The following is a 25,252-nucleotide window of genomic DNA, read 5'->3' as shown; positions in this document are numbered from 1 at the left end:
GGCAACGCAAAATACAATAAGGAGAGAAGCAATGTCGTTCGAATTACCTGCACTACCGTATGCAAAAGACGCCCTGGCACCGCATATTTCAGCGGAAACCCTGGAGTATCATTACGGCAAACATCACCAGACGTACGTCACCAACCTGAACAACCTGATCAAGGGCACCGATTTCGAAGGCAAAACGCTGGAAGAGATCGTTCGCAGCTCAGAGGGTGGCGTTTTTAACAACGCGGCTCAGGTGTGGAACCACACCTTCTACTGGCACTGCCTGGCACCCAATGCCGGTGGCGAACCTGCCGGTGAGCTGGCGGCCGCCATTAACGCCGCTTTTGGCAGCTTCGCCGAGTTTAAGACGAAGTTTACCGATGCAGCCATCAAGAACTTCGGTTCTGGCTGGACGTGGCTGGTAAAAGAGGCGGATGGCAAACTGGCTATCGTGTCCACGTCTAACGCGGGCACTCCGCTGACCACCAGCGCTACGCCGCTGATGACCGTGGACGTGTGGGAACACGCTTACTACATTGATTACCGCAACGCGCGCCCGAACTACCTGGAACACTTCTGGGCGCTGGTTAACTGGGAATTTGTCGCGAAGAATTTCGCCGCGTAAAAGACACGCAGAAGGGTTCGCCCTTCTGCGTTTTTGCTTATTCCGCCGTGCAAACGGCTTCAGGCTGTTTACGGCCGGACATCATTACCAGCAGCAGGCCGAGCGCGGCAATAATGGCCCCCATCACCGGCACAAAACTGTACCCCAGACCACCTGAAATCACGGCGCCTCCGGCGGCTGCGCCCAGCGCATTGCCGAGATTGAACGCCCCGATATTCACGGAAGACGAGAGGCCCGGCGCCTCATGGGCGACACGCATCACGCGCATCTGCAGCGGCGGCACCACGGCAAAGGTTGCGGCCCCCCAGACGACCATCGCAATCGCCGCTCCGAACTCATTACGCGCCAGCCACGGGATAGCAACCATAATGACAATCAGCAGGGTTAAGAAGCCTTTCAGCGTCCCGCTCACGGAACGGTCAGCAAATTTCCCGCCGAGATAGTTGCCGATCGAGAAGCCGACGCCAATCAGCACCAGCATCGCGGTAACGAAAAGAGGCGTTGCGTGGGTGATATCGTGCAGCACCGGTGAAATATAGGTGTAGAGGGTAAACATCGCCCCTGCCCCCAGCACCGTGGTGAGCAGCGCGGAGAGCACCTGCGGGCGCATCAGCACCGCCAGCTCTTTACGCACTTCCGGACGTTCTCCTGCACTGCCTTTCGGCAGAGAGAAGAACAACGCCACCATCGCGACCACGCCCAGCCCGGCCGTCGCCAGGAAGGACATACGCCAGCCGATCGCTTCCCCCAGCCAGGTTGCCGCCGGCACCCCGCCAATGTTGGCAATCGTCAGCCCCATAAACATGGTCGCTACAGCGCTTGCCTGCTTGTGTTTTGGCACTACGCTTGCGGCCACGACCGAGCCCAGCCCAAAGAACGCGCCGTGGTTCAGGCTGGTCAGAATGCGCGACAGCATCAGGGTAGTGTAGTCCGGCGAAATGGCCGAAAGCACGTTGCCCAGAGTGAAAATCGCCATCAGGAAAATCAGCGCATTGCGGCGCGCCCGGTGAGAAAGCAGAAGCGTCATCAGCGGCGCCCCCACCATCACGCCGATGGCGTAGGCGCTGATTAACATGCCTGCCGCAGGGATCGAGACGTCTACGCCCCGGGCAATAACAGGCAGTAACCCCATCGGGGAGAATTCAGTGGTGCCAATCCCAAAAGCGCCAATCGCCAGGGCCAGCAGGGGAAAATTGATTTTCATGCGTCAACTCCGGATGCCGTGTCATGTGGTGACACAGAACAAAGAAGCGGAAAGCATGACATCAATCACAAAAAATGAGAAGTTAACAAAATGGCAAAAGATTTTTGCCAGAGAAGTAACAATCGCGGCGATGGGGAGGGAGAAGGCTCTCCCTCCGCGTAAATCAGTGCAGCGCAGCCGTCAGACCAGCCGCGACAATCAGAGCCAGCACAACAACGGTGGTGAACAGCGAAAACTTCAGATCGGAACTCATCAATTTTTCTCCTTTTAATCCCCCCACGAAAAGTGAGCTTGCTCATTTTTGCACAGATTCCGTCAAAAATCTTCCTGGATTTATACTGATAACCACTTTACCTCTTCCCCTTTTCATCAAGATAGGCCAAAATTCCACGCTAAATTTATTAGCGTACCGGCCATTGACCCCCTCCTGACGTCCCGTGTCGTTTTCCTGGCGTGCCGCAATCCAAAATTGCGTGATAAGGGTGAGAGAAGGCAAACGTTTACCTTCAAGTTTTTCAGGAGTTTAGGATATGGTCTGGAGTGACATTTAATGGCAACAATTAAAGACGTAGCAAAACGCGCAAACGTTTCCACTACAACCGTATCACATGTAATTAACAAAACCCGCTTCGTGGCGGAAGAGACGCGCAACGCGGTCTGGGCAGCGATCAAAGAGCTGCACTATTCGCCAAGCGCGGTTGCGCGCAGCCTCAAGGTCAATCACACCAAGTCCATTGGATTACTGGCGACCAGCAGTGAAGCGGCCTATTTTGCCGAGATCATTGAAGCGGTGGAGAAAAACTGCTTCCAGAAAGGCTATACCCTGATTCTCGGCAACGCATGGAACAGCATTGAAAAACAGCGTGCCTACCTGTCGATGATGGCGCAAAAGCGCGTGGATGGCCTGCTGGTAATGTGTTCCGAGTACCCGGAATCCGTGCTGTCGATGCTGGAAGAGTATCGCCATATTCCGATGGTGGTGATGGACTGGGGCGAAGCGCGCGCGGATTTCACCGATTCGGTTATCGATAACGCCTTTGAGGGCGGCTATATGGCCGGCCGTTATCTGATTGAGCGCGGCCATCGCGAGATTGGCGTGATCCCGGGTCCGCTGGAGCGCAACACCGGCGCGGGCCGTCTGGCCGGCTTTATGAAAGCGATGGAAGAAGCGCTGATTACCGTGCCGGAAAACTGGATCGTGCAGGGCGACTTTGAGCCGGAATCAGGCTACCGCGCGATGCAACAGATCGTCTCCCAGCCGCACCGCCCGACCGCCGTCTTCTGCGGGGGTGACATCATGGCGATGGGCGCCCTCTGTGCGGCCGATGAGCTGGGTCTGCGCGTCCCGCAGGACATCTCCGTGATCGGGTATGACAACGTGCGCAACGCGCGCTTCTTCACGCCAGCGTTGACCACCATTCACCAGCCGAAAGATTCGCTGGGTGAAACCGCCTTCAATATGCTGCTGGACAGGATCGTCAACAAACGTGAAGAGTCGCAGTCCATTGAAGTTCACCCTCGCCTTATCGAACGCCGTTCCGTCGCGGATGGCCCGTTCCGCGACTACCGTCGTTAATCTCATTGCGGAGCCAGTCAGGCTGGCTCCCTCAGCCATTCCCGGTTAAGCGTTTCGCTGTCCCCCAGATAATCCAGAAGCCAGGCCATCGCCGGGGAAACATCATTTTGTTGCCAGGTGAGGCAGCAGGCCGCATCCGGGAATGGATTCTCCAGGGCCAGCTCAACCCACTCACCGGTGTCGATTCGTGGTCGCGCAAAATGAACGGGTACCATCGCGACGCAGAGCCCGGCGCTAAGGCACGTCGCCGACGATTCCCAGTCAGGGGCCACCACCCGCCGCTGGTTGTCCAAAAGCCATGTGATACGCTTGGGCAGCGAGCGGGAGGTATCCTCCAGCACCAGCGACGGCCAGCCGCGCAGCGTATCATCGCTCAGCGGCCCTTCCATCTTCGCCAGCGGATGATCGCTTGCCACCACGCATTTCCAGCTCAGCATCCCCATATCGCGAAAGGCGTAACGCCCCCCGACCGGGATCGCCTGAGTGGCCCCAATGGCCATCTCTGCCCTGCCGTCCGCCAGCGCATCCCAGACGCCGTTGAACACCTCCTGCGAAACCCGCAGTTCGACGTCAGAAAAATGACGGTAGAAATCGACAATCATCTGCCGGGTGCGCTCGGGCTTAACGATGTTATCCACCGCAATGGAAAGGTGTCCCCGCCAGCCGTTCGCGATCTGCTGGCACTGTTCGCGGGTGATCTGCATTTTTTTGATAACAGAACGCCCTTCCTTCAAAAACCACGCCCCTGCAGGCGTTAATTCCACATCACGATGTCGCCGTTCAAACAGCGGTACCGCCAGCCAATCCTCAAGCTGACGTACGGTATAGCTGATAGCCGAAGGGACGCGGTGTAGCTCCTGCGCCGCCCCGCTAAAGCTGCCGTTACGCGCGACAGCATCGACCACTTCAAGAGAATAATCTGACCACATTTTCTGCCTGCAAAAAATTTGAATGCACCCGCCAAATATTAGCGTTTCACAAGCGGCTTTGCATTCCCTACACTCAGCGCCAACGTATACCTGCCTCCTCAGGAGAATAAAACAGTGCAACCCAGGAAAGGTTTTTTAGTCTGGCTCGGCGGCTTAAGCGTGCTGGGCTTTTTGGCCACCGATATGTACCTGCCGGCTTTCGCCGCCATGCAGGAAGATTTGCAAACCCCTGCTGCCGCCATCAGCGCCAGCCTGAGCCTGTTCCTTGCCGGTTTTGCCTTCGCGCAGCTGCTCTGGGGACCGCTTTCGGATCGCTTTGGCCGTAAACCGGTACTGCTGCTGGGTCTGGCCATTTTTGCCGTGGGCTGCCTGGGAATGCTATGGGTGCGCGATGCCACCTGGCTGCTGGTACTGCGGTTTGTTCAGGCGGTCGGCGTCTGTGCCGCTGCCGTGACCTGGCAGGCGCTGGTCACCGACTACTATCCGGCAAACCGCACCAACCGTATTTTCGCCACCATTATGCCGCTGGTAGGGCTTTCTCCTGCCCTCGCCCCTCTGTTGGGCAGCTGGATCCTCGCGCACTTTGACTGGCAGGCCATCTTTGCCACGCTGTTTGCCATCACGCTGGTGCTGATGCTGCCGGCATTCGCCCTCAAGCCCGCGCATAAAAAAGAGGTGCACGCAGACGCGAAGCCGATCACCTTCACCTCCCTGCTCAGCACCAAAGCGTATCGCGGCAACGTTCTGATCTATGCCGCCTGCTCGGCAAGCTTCTTCGCGTGGCTCACCGGTTCGCCGTTCATTCTGCACGATATGGGCTACAGCCCTGCAGCCATCGGCCTGAGCTATGTTCCACAGACTATCGCGTTCCTGGTGGGCGGGTATGGTTGCCGCGCGGCGCTGCAAAAGTGGGAAGGTCAGCAGATGCTGCCATGGCTGCTGGTGCTGTATGCGCTGAGCGTCATCGGGACCTGGGCCGTTGGCTTTATTCCGGGTGCCGGTCTGGCCGAAATTTTGATTCCATTCTGCGTGATGGCCGTCGCGAACGGGGCGATCTACCCTATCGTGGTGGCGCAGGCGCTGCGTCCGTTCCCGCAGGCGACAGGCCGCGCGGCCGCGCTGCAGAACACCCTGCAACTGGGGCTGTGCTTCCTGGCAAGTCTGGTAGTCTCAGCGCTGATTGCCACGCCGCTACTGACGACAACCAGCGTAATGCTGGCTACCGTTGCGCTGGCCGTCATAGGCTATCGCATGCAGGCTGCCGCGCAGGATGAGAGTACGCAGGTTGAAACCTCGCACGCCTGATCGCACCAGGAACTATGTTAATTTTCAGTGATTAGGTTGCTAAGAATTTTCTATTGAATCACCAAATTTTGAGGCCTATACTAAATTTGGTTCGATTAAATACGATAAATATTAAGTGTTAACGGGAGCCGGAGTGCTCCCGTTTTACCATGGAAGGCATTTCGGCAAGGGTTATCTCCCTTCCTCTGTTCTACGTCGGATACTAGCCTCGCGGTATTTACCGTGAGATTTCTCACAAACCAAAAAAGCGTCTACGCTGTTTTAAGGTTCTGATCACAGTAGGGTGATGGAGAAGCTATGAGTTCATCGTGTATAGAAGAAGTCAGCGTTCCGGACGATAACTGGTCCCGGATCGTCAGTGAACTGTTAGGTCGGGCAGGCATCACTATCAATGGATCATCGCCATCCGATCCTCAGGTTAAACATCCCGATTTTTATAAACGCGTGTTGCGGGAGGGATCGTTAGGTCTGGGAGAAAGCTATATGGACGGCTGGTGGGAGTGCGAACGGCTGGATACCTTTTTCGCCAGCGTGCTGCGTGCCGGCCTTGAAAAACAGCTCCCTCGCAATCTGAAAGACACCCTGCGTGTCGCCTCTGCCCGCCTGTTTAATCTGCAAAGTAAAAAACGTGCGTGGATCGTCGGCAAAGAGCATTACGATCTCGGCAACGATCTGTTCAGCCGCATGCTGGACCCCTTCATGCAATACTCCTGCGCCTACTGGAAAGAGGCGTCGACGCTTGAAGAGGCTCAACAGGCCAAACTGCGCCTGATTAGCGAGAAATTGCAGCTACAGCCCGGCATGCGCGTGCTGGATATCGGCTGCGGCTGGGGCGGGCTGGCGTATTTTATGGCGAAGCACTACGGCGTCAGCGTGGTCGGCGTGACGATCTCAGCAGAACAGCAAAAAATGGCGCGAGAGCGCTGTCAGGATCTTGATGTGGATATTCGGCTGCAGGACTACCGTGACCTGAATGAGCAGTTTGACCGGATCGTTTCCGTCGGCATGTTCGAGCACGTGGGGCCAAAAAACTACGACACCTACTTTGAGGTGGTGGACCGTAATCTGAAACCGGACGGCATCTTCCTGCTGCATACCATCGGCTCGAAGCGGACCGACAATAACGTCGACCCGTGGATCAACAAATACATCTTTCCGAATGGCTGTTTACCGTCCGTTCGCCAGATTGCCAACGCCAGCGAATCCCATTTCGTCATGGAAGACTGGCATAACTTCGGCGCGGATTACGACACCACGTTAATGGCCTGGCATGCGCGTTTTCAGGAAGCCTGGCCTGAAATTGCGGACAACTATTCTGAACGATTCAAGCGGATGTTTAGCTATTATCTGAATGCCTGCGCGGGGGCGTTTCGCGCGCGCGATATTCAGCTCTGGCAGGTTGTTTTCAGCCGAGGGATTGAACACGGCTTGCGGGTCGCACGCTAGAAAAATACCCCCGGCAAGCCGGGGGTATTTTTTATTCTTCTTCTACAGCTTTAATTATTGCGGCTTCTTTTGCGGCCAGCACGCGCTCAACGGTATCTACAACCGCCTGGGTTTGCGGATCGATTTCGATATTCACGCGATGCCCCAGTTTTTTCGAACCCAGCGTGGTGCGCTGCAGCGTCTCGGGAATTAAATGCACGCAAAAACGCGTCGGAGTAACTTCTCCTACCGTCAGACTAATCCCATCAATGCCAATAAACCCTTTATAGAGGATGTATTTCATTAATGACGGGTCCTGCACTTTAAACCAGATTTGACGGTTATTTTCTGATGTAACGATTTTCGCCACTTCGGCGGTGGTCATGATGTGCCCGGACATCAGGTGGCCGCCAATCTCGTCGCTGAACTTCGCCGCGCGCTCAACGTTGACGGTGTCCCCCACCACCAGCTCGCCCAGGTTGGTAATACGCAGCGTCTCTTTCATTAAATCAAAGCTAATCTGGTTGCCATTAATTTCGGTGACGGTCAGGCAGCAGCCGTTATGGGCAACCGAGGCGCCGGTTTCGATGCCGTCGAGCATATATTCCGGCAGCTCTACAACATGAGTACGAAAATTAGGTTTTTCATCAATGGACACCACTTTGGCGGTGCCCTGCACAATACCAGTAAACATGCTTACAACTCCTGTTCTTTCCGGACGGTGGTGACACCGTTTAATCCCACCACAATAACAGTTGGAAAAAGAGGTTGCCAGCGGAGCGCATTTTCTGGCGATTTTTTCACTAGATAAATAGCTAAAGCCCGCTACAATAGCTGGCATCCCCCTGCATTTTCTTCTTGCTGCCCGTTTCGGCGGCTTTTTTAGTCTCTCATATAACTACAAAATAAAGGTGTTCACGTGCAGAAGTACATGAATGAAGCGCGCCAGCTATTGGCACTGGCTATACCAGTGATCGTCGCGCAGGTGGCCCAGACCGCAATGGGATTTGTGGATACGGTAATGGCGGGCGGCTACAGCGCCACCGATATGGCGGCCGTTGCCATCGGTACGTCAATCTGGCTTCCGGCCATCCTGTTCGGCCACGGTCTGCTGCTCGCGCTCACGCCGGTTATCGCTCAGCTCAATGGCTCGGGTCGTCGCGAGCGTATTGCCCATCAGGTCCGCCAAGGTTTCTGGCTGGCAGGGTTTGTCTCCGTGCTGATTATGGTCGTGCTCTGGAACGCGGGCCATATCATTCGTGCCATGCACAATATTGACCCGGCGCTGGCAGACAAAGCCGTGGGCTATCTGCGCGCCCTGCTCTGGGGAGCGCCTGGTTACCTCTTTTTCCAGGTAGCACGTAACCAGTGTGAAGGGCTGGCGAAAACCAAGCCCGGCATGGTGATGGGCTTTATCGGCCTGCTGGTGAATATTCCGGTGAACTATGTCTTTATTTACGGGCATTTCGGCATGCCGGAGCTGGGCGGCGTCGGCTGCGGCGTGGCGACGGCGGCCGTTTACTGGGTTATGTTCTTCAGTATGATCGCCTATGTGAAACACGCCCGTTCAATGCGCGATATTCGTAACGCAAAGAGCTTCAGCACGCCGGACTGGAGCATCATGACGCGTCTGGTACAGCTAGGCTTGCCGATTGCGCTGGCCCTGTTCTTTGAGGTGACGCTCTTTGCCGTGGTCGCCCTGCTGGTCTCCCCGCTGGGGATTGTTAACGTGGCCGGGCACCAGATTGCCCTCAACTTCAGCTCTCTGATGTTCGTCCTGCCGATGTCGCTGGCGGCGGCGGTGACGATTCGCGTTGGCTTCCGCCTGGGCCAGGGCTCGACGCTGGATGCGCAAACGGCCGCGCGTACCGGGCTGGGCGTCGGCGTCTGTATGGCCATCTGTACGGCGCTGTTCACGGTGGCACTGCGTGAGCAGATCGCCCTGCTCTACAATGACAACCCGGACGTGGTGACGCTGGCCTCACACCTGATGCTGCTGGCTGCGGTGTATCAGATTTCTGACTCCATCCAGGTGATTGGCAGCGGCGTATTGCGCGGATATAAAGACACGCGTTCGATCTTCTTTATTACCTTTATCGCCTACTGGGTGCTGGGTCTGCCGGCTGGCTACGTGTTGGCGCTGACCGATCTGGTCGTTGATCGCATGGGGCCAGCCGGATTCTGGATGGGCTTTATCATCGGACTCACATCGGCGGCGATCATGATGATGCTGCGCATGCGCTTCCTGCAGCGCCAGCCGTCAACGATGATTTTGCAGCGCGCTGCACGTTAACTACGCAGTAGCCGCCGCCCGGCGGCTACTTTCTCTTCACTTTGCGCGGTAATGAAGCAATCGCGTGAAATCAGAGAGAAAAATGCGTTTTCCCTCTTGCCTCCTTGGTGCTGTGCCGCTAATATTCGTCCCCGTTGTCACCGACAACACGTTGCGTTCATAGCTCAGTTGGTTAGAGCACCACCTTGACATGGTGGGGGTCGTTGGTTCGAGTCCAATTGAACGCACCATTCTGCGTCCGTAGCTCAGTTGGTTAGAGCACCACCTTGACATGGTGGGGGTCGGTGGTTCGAGTCCACTCGGACGCACCATTTCAGTCCTGAAATGGTGCAAATCCTCTCTTGTTACCCTGAATTTTCTTAATCCCTTATTTCCATCATTATTCTCCTGCTACGCTTTTCTTATGGAAAAAATACAGGAAGCGCGTCAATGAAGAATATCGCGATTATCGGCTCCGGCCCCACAGGGATTTACACCTTTTATCATTTGCTGAATAACAGCACCCCGCTCTCCGTGTCAGTCTTTGAACAGGCAGATGAAGCCGGCGTGGGCATGCCCTATAATGACGACGATAATTCCCGGCTGATGCTGGCGAACATTGCGAGCATTGAAATTCCCCCCATTTTTATGACCTACCTCGACTGGCTCAAGGAACAGAGCGACACCCATCTGGCGCGCTTTAAGGTTGATAAAGCCAGCCTGCATGATCGGCAGTTCCTGCCCAGACTCCTGTTGGGAGAGTATTTTCGCGACAGCTTTCGTTCAATTGTAAAAGAGGCTCAAAAGCTGGGGTTCCAGGTTACGGTCCATGAATCCGCGAAGGTAACGGACATCATCCCCTCGACATCCGGCGTAACGCTTTCAGTCAATGACGGCACCTTGCCCGATCAATTCGACCTGGCGGTTATCGCCACCGGCCATGTCTGGCCAGAAGAGGATGAAGCCACGCGCACGTTCTTCCCAAGCCCGTGGTCCGGTTTGATGGACGCCAGCATTCCCCCTTGCCGCGTGGGCATTATGGGAACCTCGTTGAGCGGTCTGGACGCGGCTATGGCGGTGGTGATGCAGCACGGTGAGTTTCGTGATGGTGAATTCATCCTCGAGAAAGGCAGCGAAGGGTTAAACATTACGCTGATGTCCCGAACGGGCATTCTGCCGGAAGCCGATTTTTACTGCCCTATCCCTTATGAACCGCTGTCGGTGTTGACCGAATTCGTGGTTGAAAGCGAGATAGCCAAAGGATGGGATGGCCTGCTTGACCGCATCTTTGCCCTGATGGTGAAAGAGCTTGAACTCGCCGACCCGGCGTGGTGCGAGAAAATTTCTCTGCGTAACCAGGATGCCGACAGCCTTCGTAAGGCGTGGTTTGAGGATCGTAAACGGCACGGGCCCTTCACCTGGGCGGAAGAGAACCTCAGCGAGGTTGAGCGGAACAAACGTGAACGCCGTACCGTGGCCTGGCGCTACACCGTACTTCGGCTGCATGAGGTCGTTCAGGAGATCGTTCCGCATCTCAGCGAGCAGGACAGAAAACGCTTTAAGCAGGGCCTGGCGCGCGTCTTTATCGACAACTATGCCGCCATCCCGCCGCAGTCTATTCGCAGGCTTCTCGCGCTTCGCGAGGCAGGCATCATTAGCGTGGCAGCGCTCGGCGATGATTACACGCTTGATGCCGGCAGCGATCGGACAGTCATCACCACACAAGAGACCGTTTATCGTTTCGACGTTTTTATTGACGCTCGCGGGCAAAAGCCGCTCAAAACGAAAGATCTGCCCTTCCCGACGATACGCAAACGGCTGGAAGCGACGGGGGAAGAAATACCCGATATCGGCGAGGATTACACGCTACAAGCGCCTGAATCGGTTCGCGGGCGCATCGCTTTCGGCGCGATACCCTGGCTGATGCACGATCGTCCCTTCGTTCAGGGACTGGCGGAGTGCGCGGAGATTGCAGAAGCGATGGCGAAGGCGGCTGAAAAACCTGCCTCAGGGAGACGACGCCGGTTACCGTATGTGGAGAACTGACAGGGCTCCATGCCCTGCAAAGCAAGATGACTCGAAGAACACGTCCGGGTTTTCAGACAGCGAGACGAAGGTTTTCGTTGCTTTATCCAGCACACGAATTTTGCCGAGTTCACTGCCGTCTCCCCAGACGTATTCTTTGTTTTCCGGGATTCGTTAACATATCGATAAACCTACCAGTAATGAAAATCTCCCAGCCCTACTCCGCTGAGCGTGTAGAAAGATAAATTTGTCATGCTATTAAAAGCCGCAATATTACTATTGCGGCTTTTTTCAGATATTATGGTTCCTTTATTTTGTTGACTGAAGCATTCCTTCCGATACCGTCAGGCTGTTTAGAACATTGAAGATTTTGGCATCCTTTGTATTTCCATCAGCTGTAGCGATAAAGAATTTGTCGCCCACCTTAGGAAGCGTAGAGGCAGTCTCGCCCAAAACATAACCCACGTAATCCATGTTGGATGTGCCCCATCCCGAACACTTATTCGAGCTGCCTCCTTTAAATTTCCCCTGGAACCAGGAACCGCAGAAAGTCGTGCTCACTTTTCCAGTGGCATCCTGGGAATCTATGTAGAGGTTGAAATATTGATACGAGGCATAATATTGGGTGGGGATACCAACAGAATATTTAAACTGCGAGCCTACCCTTTCTGTTTTTGCCCAGTCGATGTTTGCAGGCGTTGCAGTGGCAAAGTCCTCAACAGTAAATTGATAGGTTAAAACAACATTGTTACTTTCATCCATCACTTTAAGGAGATGTCCTTCACGGAGATCTTTACCTTTAAAGCTGATTTTTGTATAGCCATTCCCAAGATCGGTCTGAACAATTGGAGTTTGGTCAACGCCTGCCCCGTAGCTTCCCCCTGAATAGGGTTGACCATCATGGAAATTGTCTCGCTGCAACACAACGTTATATTTTTTCCCCTGCACACTGGCAGTGTTTTGAGACCATTCAAGTGAAGGAGCATAACTTTCCTTATTCACTGCGACGTCTTTGATCTCCGTATCAACGGGTACCGTATCGTTATGCGTAAACGGTGCAAACACCTCGCTGAAAGCATACTGCGGTGCCTGTGACTCTGTCAGACCACTGTGTTCCGGAGAGACCTGCCCCGGTACACCCGGCTGATCGCGCATCATCGACCACATACCGATCATACCTATATCGCGATCCTTAGCATCGTCCTCCACCAACTTCGCATCGGAGATATAGAACACTTCACCCTGAACGTCGTTATAGCCGTTCATTGGCGTGACGCCCATCATCGCATTAATTTCTTTGTCTGATTTATCGGTGAAGATCTGCTTCAATTGACTGAAGAGGTTTTCAATGGCTGACGTTGCGCATGCGCCATGGATATTTTGCCCTTCCGTTCCGTCGGACTGGCAGATACTACTGCCATAATCCATCGCCATCACGTTCACCCCTGCCAGGTTTACCCCCTTTGCTTTTGCATCGTTCAGCACATACAGACCGTCTGACGTCAGCCCCGTAGGCAGGACAGGCAGAGTGTACCAGATACCTACACTGCGGCCTTCGGACTTCCACTGATCCTGCACCGCTTTAACAGCTTCGTTGCGACGATTGATGGAGTCATGATCGGCAACCCACGTCCCTTCAATATCGAAATCCAGAACGTTCAGGTTCAGATTTTCAACAATGTCATAATAATGCTGTTGTAGGTCGGATACATTTTTGCAAGAGGCTGCCAAAGGTGAGTTGTTGGCGCCACCGATCGATACCATTACATCGCCGCCCGCCTCACGCAGTGCCTTGATTTTGCTGTACTGGGCATAATCGTTAATATTATACGCAGTGCCCCAGGTTGGCAGGCAGGTGTCAGCATCTTTACTCACCACAAATGCCATGGTGAAGTGAGTGACATTCTCTTGTTTCGCCAGAGTTGCCAGATCCGGGATGCTGTTCAGCGTAAAATCGACGTATGGTGCATAAACATGGGCTGGCCACGGCGCTGAAGGTGTACCCACCATCGCTTTGGTTCCAGACCAGTCGATATACACTTTCCATGGGTTTGTATCAGTAGGACTTACTTTCTGAACTTTCGCCTGGGAAACGTAATTCTCCCCGTTATAGCGAATTAACGTACCACTCGCGTAAAGTGTGCTGTCACTAAACACAGGTGCATTATTTAACTGATCCTCGGTATACACAACAACTGCACTCAACGGTTTCCATGGGCGTCCGTTGGTGCCTGTCGGGTTCTGGTTGGCAGGTAGAGAAGGATCCTCGCCGACTGTATAGAACAGAGCTTCATATTCCTGACCGTCTTTCTGAACCTTATCCCCTTTATTGTAAGTGGTAGTTGAAATCCACTGCGGGACCTCCGAATAAAGAGCCCAGGGGTTACCTTCACCTGGAGCAAAACCATACGGGCTTTGAGCTGTGGAGGTTTTCCAGGTTGTACCGTTATAAGTGACGACATCATTTGCGTTATAACTGTTAGCGCTGTTGTAGTCCGGGTAGGTCACATCGCCGCCGCTGGTCTCACAAGTCGTAGGATTACCGTACTGGCTCATTTCTGCACTTGTCGCAACACGTTCATACTTCCAGGGATTGCTGTCAGACTCGGTCCCCGGGCAGTCGCTTTTAGCGACCCACCATGCATTGGTGTAAACGTTGCTGTCATAAATGACTTCATAGGGCCCCGAACCTTCCTGCCCGTTCCATGCTTCAAGCGCAAATACCGGCACGGCAGAACATAATAATCCAACAGCAAGCATCGCTTTACTCATTGCACTGAGTTTCATTTATTTTTTCCTTGTCGCAAAAAATTAAGCTAATAGAAGAATGATTAGCAACACAACTCTATAAGCATCTCACGCAATGAGGAATATAAAAGCACAGCAGGCAATAAAACCAAGAATTCGGCCTGCAAGACAGACCAGATATTAATAGATATCAGTTATATCCGCCTCAGACAAATATGCACGCTCAATATAAAAACCCGCAACCCAATAAACAATAAAACACCTTACCACCTGACACTGCTATTATTTAGGCGAGTTATATTTAAGGACCATTAATTTACCCTGATTAATGTTTCGTAAAACATCTCAATTTTTTATTTTAACACAGGCAATGTGCGGACGATGATTTCGCAACACTGTACATTCCCGTTTCACGGTTTTTTAATACGTGCAGAAAAATGCCGCGCAAAACAAACGTTCTGCCTTTTAACGACGAGATGTAAATAGCTGGATGTTACGGATGAAGGCAGCGGAAATACCCGCTTCTGGTTTACGGCGGAGATTACTTTACGTTGAAAACTGACAGGGCTTCCATGCCCTGCAAAGCGAGATTACTCGAAGAACACGTCCGGGTTCTCAGACAGTGAAACGAAGGTTTTCGTCGCTTTATCCAGCGCGCGGATATCGCCGCTTTCAATGTCATACACCCAGCCGTGAAGGCGAAGCGAGTTATTACGCAGTCCCACCGCGACGGACGGGTGGGTTTTGATGTTGCTGAGCTGCGCAAACACGTTCTCCTGCACCATCGCATTCACTTTATCGATCGGCTTATCCCAGCTTTTTTTCTCAACCACGGCTTTTGCCGCGTCGGAATAGCGCAGCCAGTGCGATACAGCAGGCATTGGCTCCAGGTTCGCGTTATCGGCAATCGCCTTCATCGCGCCGCAGTTGGAGTGGCCGCAGATCACGATGTCGGTCACGCCCAGCGCCACTACCGCATACTCGATAGTTGCGGAGACGCCGCCTGGCTCCGGCCCGAACGGAGGGACAATGTTGCCAGCATTACGAATGACAAAGAGCTGTCCCGGCTCTTGCTGGGTGACCAGTTCAGGAACCAGACGGCTGTCGGAGCAGGAGATAAACAGCGCTTTGGGATTCTGGCTGGACGCTAAACTGCGAAAGAGCTCTTTACGTTGCGGGAAAATCTCTTTTTGAAAGCTGAGAAAACCTTCAATGATATGTTGCATAGCAATTTCTCTTTTATCTGTTTTCGTTTAGGTATGATCGCGATCACACTCGTAAAGTTTACCCACCGTACTTTACCTGAGACAAGCAATATATTTCTGGCCCGACCGCTGCACAATGTCGTCGGCACCGGCCTGGATGTTCTGCCCTTCGAACGCGCCGTAAAGACGAGCGAACGGTTTTCCCGCCAGGCGCCGGGTAACGTCCTCAACCGTACGGGCAGGCAGCGGAAGCATATTCGGGTAGCTCCACATAAACGACACGGCATCTTTCCCCGGGGTGACCTGCAAAATATCCCCTGCCAGCAAAACGCCCTCGCCTTCCTGCCAGTGCAGCACCGTCCCGCCCGCAAAATGCCCGCCGAGGCGCAGCAGCGTGACCGAGGGCATAATCTCCAGCGCGTCGCCATCCCAGAAATGAATCGCCGGGCTGTCGCGCATCACCCACTCCTTATCGCTGGCGTGGAGATAGACCGGCGCATCGAAAGCCGCTGCCCACGCCTGCATCGTGGTGTAATAGTGCGGGTGCGAAATCGCAATGGCGTGAAGGCCACCGAGCGCGGTGATGAGCGTTTGGGTTGCGGGATCGAGGTTGGCAATGCAGTCCCACAGAATATTGCCGTGGGGGGTGCGCAGAAGCAGCGCTCGCTGGTTAATAGCAAAGGACGGTACCGTTTTGATACTGAACAGCGCGGGCTCCAGCTGCTGCCACTTGTTCGCGTGTGTGGCCGTCACCGTCGCGTAATCAATCCACGCCTGACCGCTGGCCGGGACATACTGGCGTTCATCCTCGCAAATCGGACATCTCTCCGGCTTTCCATCATAGGAAGTACCGCAGGTTCTACAGAGTGTAATCATGAGCGCTCCTCGGTGATAAAGCACTGAGTATGGCAGGGATTATCCTTATGTGCTGCGAGGTACATTGCCGGCTTTTTTTACCCTATACTGTGCCAGTATCAAAACCCGAACAGAGCAGGTGCAACATGGAAATTGATCTCGATAACTTAGTTTTTAACGGACTGGATGAAGCGGAAGAGCGTAACGCGGAACGTCTGGACGACGCGGATAAAAAAGCGCAGGCGGTTGTTGCTGACGACGACTGCGGTGATGCTTGCAAGATTTGATAAGAAAAGCACCGGAAAACCGGTGCTTTTTTTACTACTTTTTCAACCCGTCAATGGCCGCCTGAGCGCAGGCTTCATCAAGATGACCGCCCGGCGCACCGCCGATGCCGATAGCCCCGATCACCTCATCGCCCTCTTTCACTGGCAGCCCGCCGGCCAGCAGCAGGAAGCCTGGAATATCACGCATATTCTGTGCGCCCGCATTGCTCTGCGCCGCTTCCATAATTTTGCCTGACGCATTCTTTGCGCTAAGCGCCGTAAACGCTTTCATTTCGCTGGCTTTTACCGTGTGAGGACCGGCGTTATCCATACGCTGCACCGCTTTTACCACGCCCGCACGGTCAACCACCGTGACCGCAACCTGGTAATTTTTCGCTGCGCACGCCTGAATGGCGGATGTTGCCAGCGCGTTAGCCTGGGTCAGAGAGAGATTTTTTTGGGTCAACGTCTCGGCCTGCGCGGCCAGACTTACGCTACCCGCGACCAGTGCCGCAACCATCATGACTTTTTTCATCGCACTTCCTCGCGTGTTGTTAGACATCCCGGAGGTTACTTAACGGCGCGATGAAACGTAATTCGGTTGATTACGCACTCCACCTGGTAGTTATACGGATTGCAATTTGTCGTACGCCCGGCTCGCCTGCACCAGGCTAGTAACGCCGAGCTTGGCAAACGCCGCTGCGCGGTGCGCTTCCACGGTCCTCGGGGAAAGATTCAGACGTGCAGCCACCTCTTTATTACTGCACCCTTCCATCAGTACAGTCAGCACCTCGTGCTCCCGCGCAGTTAGCTGTTCAAAGCGTGCTTTGATCTGCGAAAGATCCTGCCAGGCGGCAGATCGTCGCTGGCTCTCCTCAAAGGCCAGCCCAACCGTTTCGATGAGTTTATCGGCGTCTAACGGTTTGGTGAAAAACTCAAACACGCCGTTGCGAAACGCGCGACGGCAGGCGTCAATCGTTCCGTGCCCGGTCATGATAATGATCGGCAGCAGCGGCCACGGCCATTCGCCCTCCTCCAGCCACGTCAGCCCGCCTTTGCCCGGCATGCGCATATCCAGAAGCAGACAGCCGACGAGCGTCGATTCATCGCGCTGCGCCTTAGTAAAGGCCTCGACGCTCTCAAAGGCCTTAACCTGCCAGCCCATCCCTGACAGTAAAAACGCCAGGGATTCTCTGATGGACTCGTCGTCATCAATGAGCCAGACCACCTTATCCATGCTTTATCTCCTTTCCTGCTGCCAGCTGCAAGCGGATCTGCGCCCCACCCTGCGGGGCATTGCCCAGGGCGATCGAGCCGTTCATGCGCGTCATCAGCGTCTCCGTTAAGGTCATTCCCAGCCCAATTCCGCCGGTACGTCCGCTAAAGAATGGCATAAATGCGTTCTGCAGAGCATCCGGGCTAAACCCGGGCCCGCCGTCGGTCAGAGTCACCAGAATGCCCTTCTCATTTTTCTGACTGTCGATTCGCACCCAGCCGTGCGTGCTCTCCTGCTGCGCCTGAATCGCATTGCTGAGCAGATTGTGCAGGATCTGTTCCAGCCAGAGTCGGTCCGCCATCACGATCGTGGCATCCGCAGCAAACGCATGAATGACCGCGATACGCCGGGATTTACGCTCGTGCTCCAGTAAATTCTCCACCTGCTGCCAGCACTGCACCAGATCGGTTTCGCGCAGGGTCACCTTCTCCTGTACCACATGCTCGCGAAACCGCGTCAGCAAAGCGCTGATACGCTGCGTTTGCAGCAGCGCGGCCGCGAGCGCCTGCGAGACGGCCTGCGGATTATTCTGCTGCTGTCGCTGCGCCCCCTGGATCCAGGTTTGCACGGCGGTAAGCGGCTGGTTGATTTCATGGACGATGCCCGCGGTGATCTCCCCCAGCGTGTTAAGCCTGGCATGCTGATAATAAAGTGCACGCTGCTCGGCCTGCTGGCGCTGTTTGCGCTGCCAGAGCACGGTTCCCGCGCCCGCAATCACCATTCCCCACGTCAGAAAGAGCAGCGGATACGCCAGCCAGGAGACCCTGAACCAGTCCGGATCTGCCGCGGCAGTAAGAATAAAGGGTTGTGTATGCTGCGGGAAGGCGCGCTGCCAGTGCCAGAACGCGCCTGTAGACCCCGGTTGATCATCATTCGAGAGGTTCAGATGCAGCTCTGCAAAGCGATGGCCCGGCGCAAGCAGCGCGGTTAAGTCGATCAGGACGCGGATCTGCCGCCACGGGTTGTAAAGCCAGTACTGAACCCCGCGAAACGGCTCCACGCGCGCGGCGTCCAGCGCACGACCGGTGGTTTTTTCCAGGGCCTTAATGTGGGGGAATTTTTTGCGCAACGCGGCGAGGTCTTCATCGCCATTCAGAAGCGGAAGCACCGACTCGTTTTGCGTCAGCACGGCGCCGATCGCCGAATACAGCGCCGTAAACTCGCGATCGCGCTCCCAGAACTGGCGGCGTATCTGTTCCGCATACAGCAGCACGCCGCTTATCAGGCAGACCAGCACCCATACCGCGATGCTGCGCTTTATCATTTTTTTTATGCTCATAGCGTTAACTGGCACCGTCATTCAGGCTATCGACATTACCAGTTAACGTTGATGAGAACAAAAAAACGCGGCGCGATCAGATCTCCGGCGTTTTGCTAAAGCCGGTCAGCATGAGGATCAGGCTTTGTGGGGATGCTGCCGTCTCAAACTGGTAGTGATTGCCCTGACGATCGCCGCCGATGTACCACGAAATCTCGGTTTTCCCTTCTGCCAGCGCCTTGCGCACCGCTTTATCCACGTCCACCATCCGGTATTCGCGGGAGTGGTTAAGGTAAAGCACCGCATCCGAACGGTAGTTACAGGCTGGCCGCGACTGCCAGCTCACGCTGGCCGGATCCCAGTCGTTGCTTGCCGGATAGAAGAAGATTTGATCCGCGCCGTTGGTTTCCACTTTCCTGCCATAAATCCGCACGCGGTATTTAAACTGCGCAGGATCCTGTCCGGCAGGCAGCGGCGGAATATGGAACTTCACCAGCGACAGCGTTTCGCTGTTTCTTGTGCGTCCGCCGTTCTGCCAGTTATCCTGCACCAGCAGGGCCTGGGGATCGGGCTGGGAAAGCGCTGGCTCCAGGCTGCTGAGCCAGACGTTGGCCTTCGCTTTTGAATAACCATACGGAACGGTAGTACCACAATCCAGCCCGCGATTCATGCACAGGTCGGTCATAAAGCGCGCGGCGTCTTCCGTCCAGCCGTTCATAAAGTCAGCATGCGCCGTATACAGGCTTCCCCATCGTTCTTCACGCTCGTCGCCGTGCATGATGGGGTCGAGGGAAAGCTGCGCTTTGCTGGTATCGAGCGAGCTAATTGTCGGGAGCACGTACGCAATGTTCATGTTCACGGTGGGAATTTTCACCGGGAAATCGGACGGGCACTGCCCTTTGGTGTCGTAGGTGGCGTTGACCAGACCGTGGGCGGGCTTCAGGTTCACCCCGTCCCAACAGTTCGGAAACTGAATGCCGATATTAAACTGCACGGCATCATTCGCCTTGCGTAAGCCGCAGACCTCACCCGTTTTGGTGGTGTAGCCATTGCCGTTAGCGCACAGGAAGGTGATATGTGGATTCGGCGCGGTGCCGTGATGATCGCCCGCCAGCAGCGACAGCCCCGCCGGGAATGGGTGCAGCGGCCAGGCGTCCACGTTCGATGCCTGATAATAGGTTTTTTGATAGGCAGGTTTAACCACCGTTCCGTCAGGCAATCTCAGAGAGGGTGCCCAGTAGGCCGAGCTGTCTGCTTTGTTATCGCAGGTGGTCTTTTCATCTCTACGCAGCGATTCACGGCTGGAAAAGGCATCCGTTTGCGCGTTGCCAAAAAAATCGTGCAGCATGGCCTCGTTGGGCATGCCGTACATCATAATGGCATCGTCGCCGAGCGTGTGGGAGTAACCGCAGACGACATGCGCCTGTGGCGCAGCGTGTGCCGCCTGCATGGCAATCAGTAGTGCGGTGGCAGAAAGTGCGGGGTTAATACTGTCCGTTTCATTATCATCTCCTTCTGAGAAAGGAGATATTGGTAACAAAACGGCTATGGTTTACCGAGGATTTGCCCGCGTATTTTTCCGTTCATCCCTGCTTTACATGCAGCAAGCACAGCTCATTCCAGTACATTTCGCGCGTGCGGCGCAGTTCAGCGTGACGTTTTATCATGGAACCACTCCGGGTCGATGTTGGCAACGTCCACGCCATACAGGCTGGCAACAGGCAGTATCGACTCAAGAACACGCTGCGCGCTGTTCTCCGCATTCGCGGGTCGGGTCGCAAAAAACCGCCGTAACGTGCTGATCCATTTTTTCATCGTCTTTACTCCTCTTGCTTCACCTGATCTAAGTTAAACACTCAAATTTGGCGCGGGGGAAATACCAATATCGACTGTTCATGTGCAGTATCTGCAAATAGCCTTCCCTTTTATTTACCTGTTCATAACACCCTGTTCACTAATGCTTTTTTTCTCATAGCAAAGAACGATTTCTTATTTGGCGATAGCTTTCGCTTATGGGAGCGTAGCGGGGTAAAACAAAAACAACAGGATGGCGAATGACTATGGCAGCAAACATGAAAGGGTTTACCAAACGGACACTGGTTCTGGGATTACTGGCAGCCGGGAGCCTGCTTTCAGCACAGGCACAGGCCGATCGGCTGGCGGATATTAAGGCCGCAGGGGTGGTGAAAGTGGCCACGTTTGACGCCAACCCGCCGTTTGGCTCTATTGATGTCAAAACGCACGAGATCGTGGGTTATGACGTGGACTTCGCTAAAGCGCTGGCAAAATCGCTCGGCGTGAAGCTTGAACTGGTTGCCACCAATCCGGCGAACCGAATCCCACTGCTTCAGTCCGGTAAAGCGGATCTGATTGTGGCGGATATCACCATCACCCCGGAACGCGCGCAGGTGATTGATTTCTCCACCCCCTATTTCGTGACCGGACAACAGTTCCTGGTTCCCGCCAAATCATCCGATAAGCTGGATGAATACAGCCGGGCCCGCATTGGTGCGGTGAAAGGGACAACGGGTGAGCAGGCGCTGCACCAGCGTTTCCCGCAGTCTCGCGTGCTTTCTTATGATGATATTCCTCTGGCGCTGACGGCGCTGCGCAACGGCAACGTGCAGGCCATCACCCAGGACAGCACTATTCTTGCAGGCCTGCTGGCACAGGCCCCGGATAAAGCGAACTTTAAAATCCTCTCCGATCTGCTCAGCAAGGAAGAGATTGGCGTTGGGGTGAAAAAAGGCGAAGCTGAGCTGCTGAAGGCCGTCAACGACGAGCTGGTTAATCTTGAGAAGAACGGTCAGGCGGCAAAAATCTACGATGTCTGGTTTGGCCCAAACACCCCCGCTCCACAGCCTCGCGCCTTTAAAATAGAAGCTCAGTAATATGCTCTCAGGTTTATTTTCACACTCCGCGGCCGGCGCCGCGGATTTTTCACATCTGGAACACGCCAGCGTCGAGTTTCGTGACGTCGTTAAACGTTACGGCGACCACGAGGTATTAAAAGGCATTAACCTCAGCATCTCTCCGGGTGAAGTGGTGGCAATCCTCGGTCCATCCGGCTCAGGGAAATCGACGTTGATCCGTCTTATCAACCAGCTTGAGACCCTCAGTGAAGGTGACATTCTGATTGATAACAAACCCACCGCCCGACTTGCCGCTGCGGCCCTGCGCCAGTTACGCAGCCGCGTCGGTTTTGTTTTCCAGCAGTTCAATCTTTACGCCCACCTCACCGCCAGCCAGAACATTACCCTGGCACTGGAGCACGTGCACGGCTGGAAGCCGCAGCCTGCCCAGGCGCGCGCCCTGACACTGCTGGAAAAAGTCGGCATGCTTGAAAAAGCCCACCACTTTCCCGCGCAGCTCTCCGGCGGCCAGCAGCAGCGCGTGGCGATTGCTCGCGCGTTGGCCTCGTCGCCGCAAATCATTTTGTTCGATGAGCCCACCTCCGCGCTGGATCCGGAGATGATTGGCGAAGTGCTGTACGTGATGAAGGCCCTCGCCCACAGCGGGATCACCATGATTGTGGTGACCCACGAGATGCAGTTTGCCCGGGAGATTGCTGACCGGATCGTCTTTATCGACGGCGGACAAATTCTGGAAACCGCTCCGCCGGCACAGTTTTTCAGCCAGCCGTCACATCCGCGCGCGCGGCGGTTCCTGCAAAAAGTGCTCGACCCGCTTCACCAGGAGCCGCTGTAATGCACGCGTTCAACTGGCAGGGCGTGCTGACCGGGCAGCCCCTGCAGTGGATTTTATCCGGTTTTCTCACCACGCTGTGGGTCACACTTGCGGGAGTGGCGCTTGCCACCCTGCTAGCGCTGTTGTTTCTGCTTCTTCGCCTCTCCGCAGGACGGTTTGGTCATGCCGTCGTCAGCGGCTGGGTCTCGCTGTTTCGCAACACGCCGCTGCTGGTGCAGCTCCTGTTCTGGTACTTCGCCGCCTGGAACGGCCTGCCGCTCGGGCTTAGGGACGTCGTGAATGCCGATCACGCCTGGTCGATTCTGCCCGGTGGCGTCTGGTGGTTCACCCCTGAATTTTTATGTTCTGCCTGGGGGCTGGGTGTATTCACCTCAGCGTTTTTAATTGAGGAGATTGAGTCCGGGCTGCGTTCCGTCCCCGGCGGACAGCGGGAAGCGGCGCTGGCGCAGGGGTTTTCTGCCTGGCGGTTATTTCGCTACATTCTGCTGCCGCAAGGACTAGCGAACGCCTGGCAGCCTGTCGTTGGTCAGTATCTCAACCTGATGAAGCTCTCCTCCCTCGCCAGCGGAATTGGCTTTGCCGAACTCACCTGTCAGGTCCGGCAGATCGAAAGCTACAACGCGCACGCGCTGGAGGCCTTTACCGTGGGAACCGCACTGTATCTGCTTACCGGCGTTGTGATGGGTATGCTACTGACGCGACTCGGCCCCCGCGCAGGGAGGGCTCAGCATGATTGCCGGATTTAACGTGATTGCTGATAACCTGGATTATCTGCTGTGGGGACGTGCCGCTGCAGGTGAGCCCGGAGGCGTGTTGCTCTCGCTGCTGATGGCCGCGGGTGCCGCCATACTTGCTTTGCCCGGCGGTATTGCGCTGGCGTGCGCCGCGTGGCGCTATCCCGGACCTGGGCGTAAGGCGCTGTTTTTATGGGCAGAGTTGATACGCGGTATTCCGCTCATCTTTGTGATTTTCTGGATGTGGTATCTGCTGCCGCTGATGACCGGCGGCGATCTGCCGGGGGCGCTTACCGTCACGCTGGCGCTGGCCTGGTTCACGGCGGCATCGGTCATGCATTCGGTTCTCGCCGGGCTAAACGCGTTGCCCGCCGGGCAATATGAAGCGGCACTGACCCAGGGGTTCAGCACCCGGCAAACCCTGTGGCGCGTGCTGCTCCCGCAGGTGATGCGCAATATTCTGCCGTCTCTGGTGGGGATATTTATCAGTCTGCTGAAGGATACGTCGCTGGCGTTTATCGTGAACGTCCCGGAACTGACGACTGTAGCGGGCCAGGTCAACAACCGGGTGCAAATCTACCCGGCGGCCATTTTTATCTTTACGGGCGTGGTCTACTACCTGCTCTGCTGCTCGCTCGAGCAGCTTGCGAAACGCTGGCACCTTACCCGGCCAGCGCTTTAACCACCGTTTCCATCGCTTCGGTTGTCAATTCACTGCGTTTAACGCGCTGGTTCGCCAGCGCGGTTCGCAGGACTCCGGCAATGACAATATGCTTTGGCTCCTGCCCTAAATCACGCATCTCAAGCACCACCTTCCCGACCACCCGGCACATCTCCTGGTACAGCGCTTCATCTTTGGTCACGTTACCCATCGTCATCACTCCATTGCCTGTTAAACGTTGAGCTTAAATGATTCTCCTGCCGGATACAAAAAAGAAGCCCGGCGAGAGACTCGCCGGGCTTCATCTTGAAAATCAGGTAATTAGTTGTTTACGGGAATGACCGCGCCTTTGTATTTGGTGCGGATCCAGTCCTGAATCTCTTTGGAGTGCAGCACGTTCACCAGCGCGACAATGTCTTTCTTCTTCTCGTCGCCGCGATGCACGGTAATGATGTTGGCGTACGGGTTGTTTTCACCGCTCTCGACCGCAATCGGGTCATGAACCGGGTCCAGACCGGCGTCAATCGCGTAGTTGGCATTAATCACCACCGCGTCGCCTTCGTCGTTGTTGTACATCTGCGGCAGCAGAGAGGCTTCAACGTTTGGCGTGAACTTCAGCTTTTTCGGGTTCTCGACGATATCGCTGATGCGCGCGGTCACTTTATCGATGCCCGGCTTCAGCTTGATCACGCCCTCTTTTTCGAAGATAGAGAGAATACGGCCTTCTTCGGAAACCGCATCACGCATGATGATCTTGCCGCCTTCCGGCAGGTCCTTCAGCGATTTGTATTTTTTGGAGTAGATGCCGATGGGCTCAATGTGGATCGCGCCCGCACTGACAAAGTCATAGTCTTTATCGCCCGCGTGATCTTTCAGCACGCTGTTCAGGTAAGGAATATGCTGGAAATAGTTGGCGTCAATGTCATGTCCCGCCAGCGCGGTGTTGGGCAGAATGTAGTCCTGGAACGGTTTGATCTCCAGGTCGATACCCTGCTTCGCCAGAATTGGCTTGGCCTGCTCCAGAATTTCGGCGTGCGGCGTGTTGGACGCGCCCACGGTCAGGGTGTCGGCCCAGGAGGCGAAGCTCAGGGCGCTCAGGGTTGCGGCGGCAATCAGCGTCAGTGTCTTTTTCATGATGTGGTTCCTGTGTGTTGTTGTTACCCTAAATAGTTCGAGTCACAGGAAGGCGGCA

Annotated in this window: 25 protein-coding genes, 2 tRNA genes and 1 pseudogene; 13 read left to right on the top strand and 15 right to left on the bottom strand. The window is 55.1% G+C overall.

All coding sequences use genetic code 11. The annotated features are described in order from the left end of the window. Nucleotides 1–31: 31 nt before the first annotated feature. The gene (gene sodB, locus AC4ICF_RS10140; protein ID WP_116340394.1) at nucleotides 32–613 is read left to right on the top strand and encodes a superoxide dismutase [Fe]; all 582 of its coding nucleotides are present in this window, start codon (nucleotides 32–34) and stop codon (nucleotides 611–613) included. A 37-nt stretch (nucleotides 614–650) separates the two neighbouring features. Here sodB and AC4ICF_RS10135 read toward each other — a convergent pair whose 3' ends face one another. Together AC4ICF_RS10135 and cydH are read right to left on the bottom strand one after the other, a co-directional pair. Next, nucleotides 651–1,817 (bottom strand): MFS transporter, encoded by a 1,167-nt coding sequence (locus tag AC4ICF_RS10135; RefSeq protein WP_151413258.1) that lies wholly within the window; start codon nucleotides 1,815–1,817, stop codon nucleotides 651–653. Nucleotides 1,818–1,980: 163 nt separating this feature from the next. After that, a complete protein-coding gene (gene cydH, locus AC4ICF_RS10130) occupies nucleotides 1,981–2,070 on the bottom strand; it encodes a cytochrome bd-I oxidase subunit CydH (RefSeq protein ID WP_008500596.1) in 90 nt (29 codons plus the stop codon). A 297-nt stretch (nucleotides 2,071–2,367) separates the two neighbouring features. Between cydH and purR the strand changes: the two genes are divergently transcribed. Further along, nucleotides 2,368–3,393, top strand: a complete 1,026-nt coding sequence (gene purR, locus AC4ICF_RS10125) for an HTH-type transcriptional repressor PurR (protein WP_008500597.1) — start codon at nucleotides 2,368–2,370, stop codon at nucleotides 3,391–3,393. A gap of 17 nt (nucleotides 3,394–3,410) precedes the next feature. Here the strand turns inward: purR and punR are convergent, their stop codons facing one another. Further along, nucleotides 3,411–4,322: a DNA-binding transcriptional activator PunR gene (punR, locus tag AC4ICF_RS10120; RefSeq protein WP_316378979.1), complete on the bottom strand. Its 912-nt coding sequence runs from the start codon at nucleotides 4,320–4,322 to the stop codon at nucleotides 3,411–3,413. Between the two features lie 114 nt (nucleotides 4,323–4,436). Here punR and punC point away from each other — a divergent pair, with 114 nt between their 5' ends. Both punC and cfa read left to right on the top strand, forming a co-directional pair. Further along, nucleotides 4,437–5,627 carry a purine nucleoside transporter PunC gene (punC, locus tag AC4ICF_RS10115; protein ID WP_166710880.1) on the top strand — a complete coding sequence of 397 codons (1,191 nt, stop codon included), beginning with the start codon at nucleotides 4,437–4,439 and terminating at the stop codon, nucleotides 5,625–5,627. Nucleotides 5,628–5,924: 297 nt separating this feature from the next. Further along, nucleotides 5,925–7,073: a cyclopropane fatty acyl phospholipid synthase gene (gene cfa / locus AC4ICF_RS10110; RefSeq protein ID WP_116340402.1), complete on the top strand. Its 1,149-nt coding sequence runs from the start codon at nucleotides 5,925–5,927 to the stop codon at nucleotides 7,071–7,073. 31 nt (nucleotides 7,074–7,104) lie between these two features. Here cfa and AC4ICF_RS10105 read toward each other — a convergent pair whose 3' ends face one another. Further along, nucleotides 7,105–7,746 carry a riboflavin synthase gene (locus AC4ICF_RS10105; RefSeq protein ID WP_028012887.1) on the bottom strand — a complete coding sequence of 214 codons (642 nt, stop codon included), beginning with the start codon at nucleotides 7,744–7,746 and terminating at the stop codon, nucleotides 7,105–7,107. Nucleotides 7,747–7,971: 225 nt separating this feature from the next. Between AC4ICF_RS10105 and mdtK the strand changes: the two genes are divergently transcribed. From mdtK to AC4ICF_RS10085, 4 genes are all read left to right on the top strand, one after another. After that, complete coding sequence (gene mdtK / locus AC4ICF_RS10100) at nucleotides 7,972–9,345, top strand: MdtK family multidrug efflux MATE transporter (RefSeq protein WP_316378978.1); 1,374 nt, start codon at nucleotides 7,972–7,974, stop codon at nucleotides 9,343–9,345. A 153-nt stretch (nucleotides 9,346–9,498) separates the two neighbouring features. Further along, nucleotides 9,499–9,575 (top strand) — tRNA-Val (locus AC4ICF_RS10095). 4 nt (nucleotides 9,576–9,579) lie between these two features. Beyond that, nucleotides 9,580–9,656: transfer RNA gene (locus AC4ICF_RS10090), tRNA-Val, on the top strand. A gap of 118 nt (nucleotides 9,657–9,774) precedes the next feature. Then, on the top strand, nucleotides 9,775–11,370 hold the full coding sequence (locus AC4ICF_RS10085) for an FAD-NAD(P)-binding protein (RefSeq protein WP_316378977.1): 1,596 nt from the start codon (nucleotides 9,775–9,777) through the stop codon (nucleotides 11,368–11,370). On the opposite strand, the pseudogene AC4ICF_RS10080 reads toward AC4ICF_RS10085, so the two are convergent. The 4 genes and pseudogenes from AC4ICF_RS10080 to AC4ICF_RS10065 form a co-directional block, all read right to left on the bottom strand. Continuing rightward, nucleotides 11,350–11,481: pseudogene (locus AC4ICF_RS10080) on the bottom strand (hypothetical protein); the annotation flags it as partial. The gene AC4ICF_RS10085 and the pseudogene AC4ICF_RS10080 overlap by 21 nt on opposite strands. 177 nt (nucleotides 11,482–11,658) lie before the next feature. Next, on the bottom strand, nucleotides 11,659–14,136 hold the full coding sequence (locus AC4ICF_RS10075) for a glycosyl hydrolase family 18 protein (protein ID WP_316378976.1): 2,478 nt from the start codon (nucleotides 14,134–14,136) through the stop codon (nucleotides 11,659–11,661). A gap of 551 nt (nucleotides 14,137–14,687) precedes the next feature. Then, nucleotides 14,688–15,323, bottom strand: coding sequence for a carbonic anhydrase (locus AC4ICF_RS10070; RefSeq protein WP_316378975.1), 636 nt, complete (start codon nucleotides 15,321–15,323; stop codon nucleotides 14,688–14,690). Between the two features lie 72 nt (nucleotides 15,324–15,395). After that, nucleotides 15,396–16,178, bottom strand: a complete 783-nt coding sequence (locus AC4ICF_RS10065; protein WP_316378974.1) for an MBL fold metallo-hydrolase — start codon at nucleotides 16,176–16,178, stop codon at nucleotides 15,396–15,398. Between the two features lie 125 nt (nucleotides 16,179–16,303). On the opposite strand from AC4ICF_RS10065, the gene AC4ICF_RS10060 reads away from it, so the two are divergent. After that, nucleotides 16,304–16,444, top strand: coding sequence for a hypothetical protein (locus AC4ICF_RS10060; protein WP_061098445.1), 141 nt, complete (start codon nucleotides 16,304–16,306; stop codon nucleotides 16,442–16,444). A gap of 34 nt (nucleotides 16,445–16,478) precedes the next feature. On the opposite strand, the gene AC4ICF_RS10055 is transcribed toward AC4ICF_RS10060, so the two are convergent. From AC4ICF_RS10055 to AC4ICF_RS10035, 5 genes are all read right to left on the bottom strand, one after another. Then, on the bottom strand, nucleotides 16,479–16,958 hold the full coding sequence (locus tag AC4ICF_RS10055) for a GlcG/HbpS family heme-binding protein (protein WP_302218762.1): 480 nt from the start codon (nucleotides 16,956–16,958) through the stop codon (nucleotides 16,479–16,481). 90 nt (nucleotides 16,959–17,048) lie between these two features. Continuing rightward, complete coding sequence (locus AC4ICF_RS10050) at nucleotides 17,049–17,660, bottom strand: response regulator transcription factor (protein ID WP_163329016.1); 612 nt, start codon at nucleotides 17,658–17,660, stop codon at nucleotides 17,049–17,051. Beyond that, nucleotides 17,653–18,963, bottom strand: a complete 1,311-nt coding sequence (locus AC4ICF_RS10045; protein WP_316378973.1) for a sensor histidine kinase — start codon at nucleotides 18,961–18,963, stop codon at nucleotides 17,653–17,655. Before AC4ICF_RS10045 ends, AC4ICF_RS10050 begins: the two co-directional genes overlap by 8 nt. Before the next feature lie 91 nt (nucleotides 18,964–19,054). Beyond that, on the bottom strand, nucleotides 19,055–20,407 hold the full coding sequence (locus AC4ICF_RS10040; RefSeq protein ID WP_316378972.1) for a DUF1996 domain-containing protein: 1,353 nt from the start codon (nucleotides 20,405–20,407) through the stop codon (nucleotides 19,055–19,057). A 197-nt stretch (nucleotides 20,408–20,604) separates the two neighbouring features. Continuing rightward, nucleotides 20,605–20,772, bottom strand: a complete 168-nt coding sequence (locus AC4ICF_RS10035; protein ID WP_013096943.1) for a hypothetical protein — start codon at nucleotides 20,770–20,772, stop codon at nucleotides 20,605–20,607. A 245-nt stretch (nucleotides 20,773–21,017) separates the two neighbouring features. On the opposite strand from AC4ICF_RS10035, the gene AC4ICF_RS10030 reads away from it, so the two are divergent. The 4 genes from AC4ICF_RS10030 to AC4ICF_RS10015 are packed head-to-tail and all read left to right on the top strand — an operon-like array spanning nucleotide 21,018 to nucleotide 24,081. After that, on the top strand, nucleotides 21,018–21,848 hold the full coding sequence (locus AC4ICF_RS10030) for an ABC transporter substrate-binding protein (protein WP_316379300.1): 831 nt from the start codon (nucleotides 21,018–21,020) through the stop codon (nucleotides 21,846–21,848). A gap of 1 nt (nucleotide 21,849) precedes the next feature. Beyond that, on the top strand, nucleotides 21,850–22,665 hold the full coding sequence (locus tag AC4ICF_RS10025; RefSeq protein ID WP_316378971.1) for an amino acid ABC transporter ATP-binding protein: 816 nt from the start codon (nucleotides 21,850–21,852) through the stop codon (nucleotides 22,663–22,665). After that, on the top strand, nucleotides 22,665–23,411 hold the full coding sequence (locus AC4ICF_RS10020; protein WP_316378970.1) for an amino acid ABC transporter permease: 747 nt from the start codon (nucleotides 22,665–22,667) through the stop codon (nucleotides 23,409–23,411). The genes AC4ICF_RS10025 and AC4ICF_RS10020 overlap by 1 nt, the downstream gene beginning before the upstream one ends. Next, complete coding sequence (locus tag AC4ICF_RS10015) at nucleotides 23,395–24,081, top strand: amino acid ABC transporter permease (RefSeq protein ID WP_316378969.1); 687 nt, start codon at nucleotides 23,395–23,397, stop codon at nucleotides 24,079–24,081. Before AC4ICF_RS10020 ends, AC4ICF_RS10015 begins: the two co-directional genes overlap by 17 nt. On the opposite strand, the gene fumD is transcribed toward AC4ICF_RS10015, so the two are convergent. Further along, nucleotides 24,062–24,271: a fumarate hydratase FumD gene (gene fumD / locus AC4ICF_RS10010; RefSeq protein WP_008500615.1), complete on the bottom strand. Its 210-nt coding sequence runs from the start codon at nucleotides 24,269–24,271 to the stop codon at nucleotides 24,062–24,064. The genes AC4ICF_RS10015 and fumD overlap by 20 nt on opposite strands. A 110-nt stretch (nucleotides 24,272–24,381) precedes the next feature. Further along, complete coding sequence (locus tag AC4ICF_RS10005) at nucleotides 24,382–25,194, bottom strand: MetQ/NlpA family ABC transporter substrate-binding protein (RefSeq protein WP_028012875.1); 813 nt, start codon at nucleotides 25,192–25,194, stop codon at nucleotides 24,382–24,384. Nucleotides 25,195–25,252 lie beyond the last annotated feature (58 nt).

The organism is Enterobacter sp. ECC_219_Taxon_10, assembly GCF_058354905.1.
This window is presented reverse-complemented; position numbering and strand designations above follow the sequence as displayed.

Bases quoted from the DNA above. Each gene is read 5' to 3' on its own strand.
- AC4ICF_RS10025 (WP_316378971.1), top strand. From the start codon at position 21,850: ATGCTCTCAGGTTTATTTTCACACTCCGCGGCCGGCGCCGCGGATTTT.
- AC4ICF_RS10055 (WP_302218762.1), bottom strand. From the start codon at position 16,958: ATGAAAAAAGTCATGATGGTTGCGGCACTGGTCGCGGGTAGCGTAAGT.
- cydH (WP_008500596.1), bottom strand. From the start codon at position 2,070: ATGAGTTCCGATCTGAAGTTTTCGCTGTTCACCACCGTTGTTGTGCTG.
- purR (WP_008500597.1), top strand. From the start codon at position 2,368: ATGGCAACAATTAAAGACGTAGCAAAACGCGCAAACGTTTCCACTACA.
- punR (WP_316378979.1), bottom strand. From the start codon at position 4,322: ATGTGGTCAGATTATTCTCTTGAAGTGGTCGATGCTGTCGCGCGTAAC.
- AC4ICF_RS10035 (WP_013096943.1), bottom strand. From the start codon at position 20,772: ATGAAAAAATGGATCAGCACGTTACGGCGGTTTTTTGCGACCCGACCC.
- AC4ICF_RS10050 (WP_163329016.1), bottom strand. From the start codon at position 17,660: ATGGATAAGGTGGTCTGGCTCATTGATGACGACGAGTCCATCAGAGAA.
- AC4ICF_RS10005 (WP_028012875.1), bottom strand. From the start codon at position 25,194: ATGAAAAAGACACTGACGCTGATTGCCGCCGCAACCCTGAGCGCCCTG.
- AC4ICF_RS10105 (WP_028012887.1), bottom strand. From the start codon at position 7,746: ATGTTTACTGGTATTGTGCAGGGCACCGCCAAAGTGGTGTCCATTGAT.
- AC4ICF_RS10060 (WP_061098445.1), top strand. From the start codon at position 16,304: ATGGAAATTGATCTCGATAACTTAGTTTTTAACGGACTGGATGAAGCG.
- fumD (WP_008500615.1), bottom strand. From the start codon at position 24,271: ATGGGTAACGTGACCAAAGATGAAGCGCTGTACCAGGAGATGTGCCGG.
- AC4ICF_RS10020 (WP_316378970.1), top strand. From the start codon at position 22,665: ATGCACGCGTTCAACTGGCAGGGCGTGCTGACCGGGCAGCCCCTGCAG.
- AC4ICF_RS10045 (WP_316378973.1), bottom strand. From the start codon at position 18,963: ATGATAAAGCGCAGCATCGCGGTATGGGTGCTGGTCTGCCTGATAAGC.
- AC4ICF_RS10135 (WP_151413258.1), bottom strand. From the start codon at position 1,817: ATGAAAATCAATTTTCCCCTGCTGGCCCTGGCGATTGGCGCTTTTGGG.
- sodB (WP_116340394.1), top strand. From the start codon at position 32: ATGTCGTTCGAATTACCTGCACTACCGTATGCAAAAGACGCCCTGGCA.
- AC4ICF_RS10015 (WP_316378969.1), top strand. From the start codon at position 23,395: ATGATTGCCGGATTTAACGTGATTGCTGATAACCTGGATTATCTGCTG.
- AC4ICF_RS10065 (WP_316378974.1), bottom strand. From the start codon at position 16,178: ATGATTACACTCTGTAGAACCTGCGGTACTTCCTATGATGGAAAGCCG.
- AC4ICF_RS10030 (WP_316379300.1), top strand. From the start codon at position 21,018: ATGGCAGCAAACATGAAAGGGTTTACCAAACGGACACTGGTTCTGGGA.
- AC4ICF_RS10085 (WP_316378977.1), top strand. From the start codon at position 9,775: ATGAAGAATATCGCGATTATCGGCTCCGGCCCCACAGGGATTTACACC.
- AC4ICF_RS10040 (WP_316378972.1), bottom strand. From the start codon at position 20,407: ATGCAGGCGGCACACGCTGCGCCACAGGCGCATGTCGTCTGCGGTTAC.
- AC4ICF_RS10070 (WP_316378975.1), bottom strand. From the start codon at position 15,323: ATGCAACATATCATTGAAGGTTTTCTCAGCTTTCAAAAAGAGATTTTC.
- cfa (WP_116340402.1), top strand. From the start codon at position 5,925: ATGAGTTCATCGTGTATAGAAGAAGTCAGCGTTCCGGACGATAACTGG.
- AC4ICF_RS10075 (WP_316378976.1), bottom strand. From the start codon at position 14,136: ATGAAACTCAGTGCAATGAGTAAAGCGATGCTTGCTGTTGGATTATTA.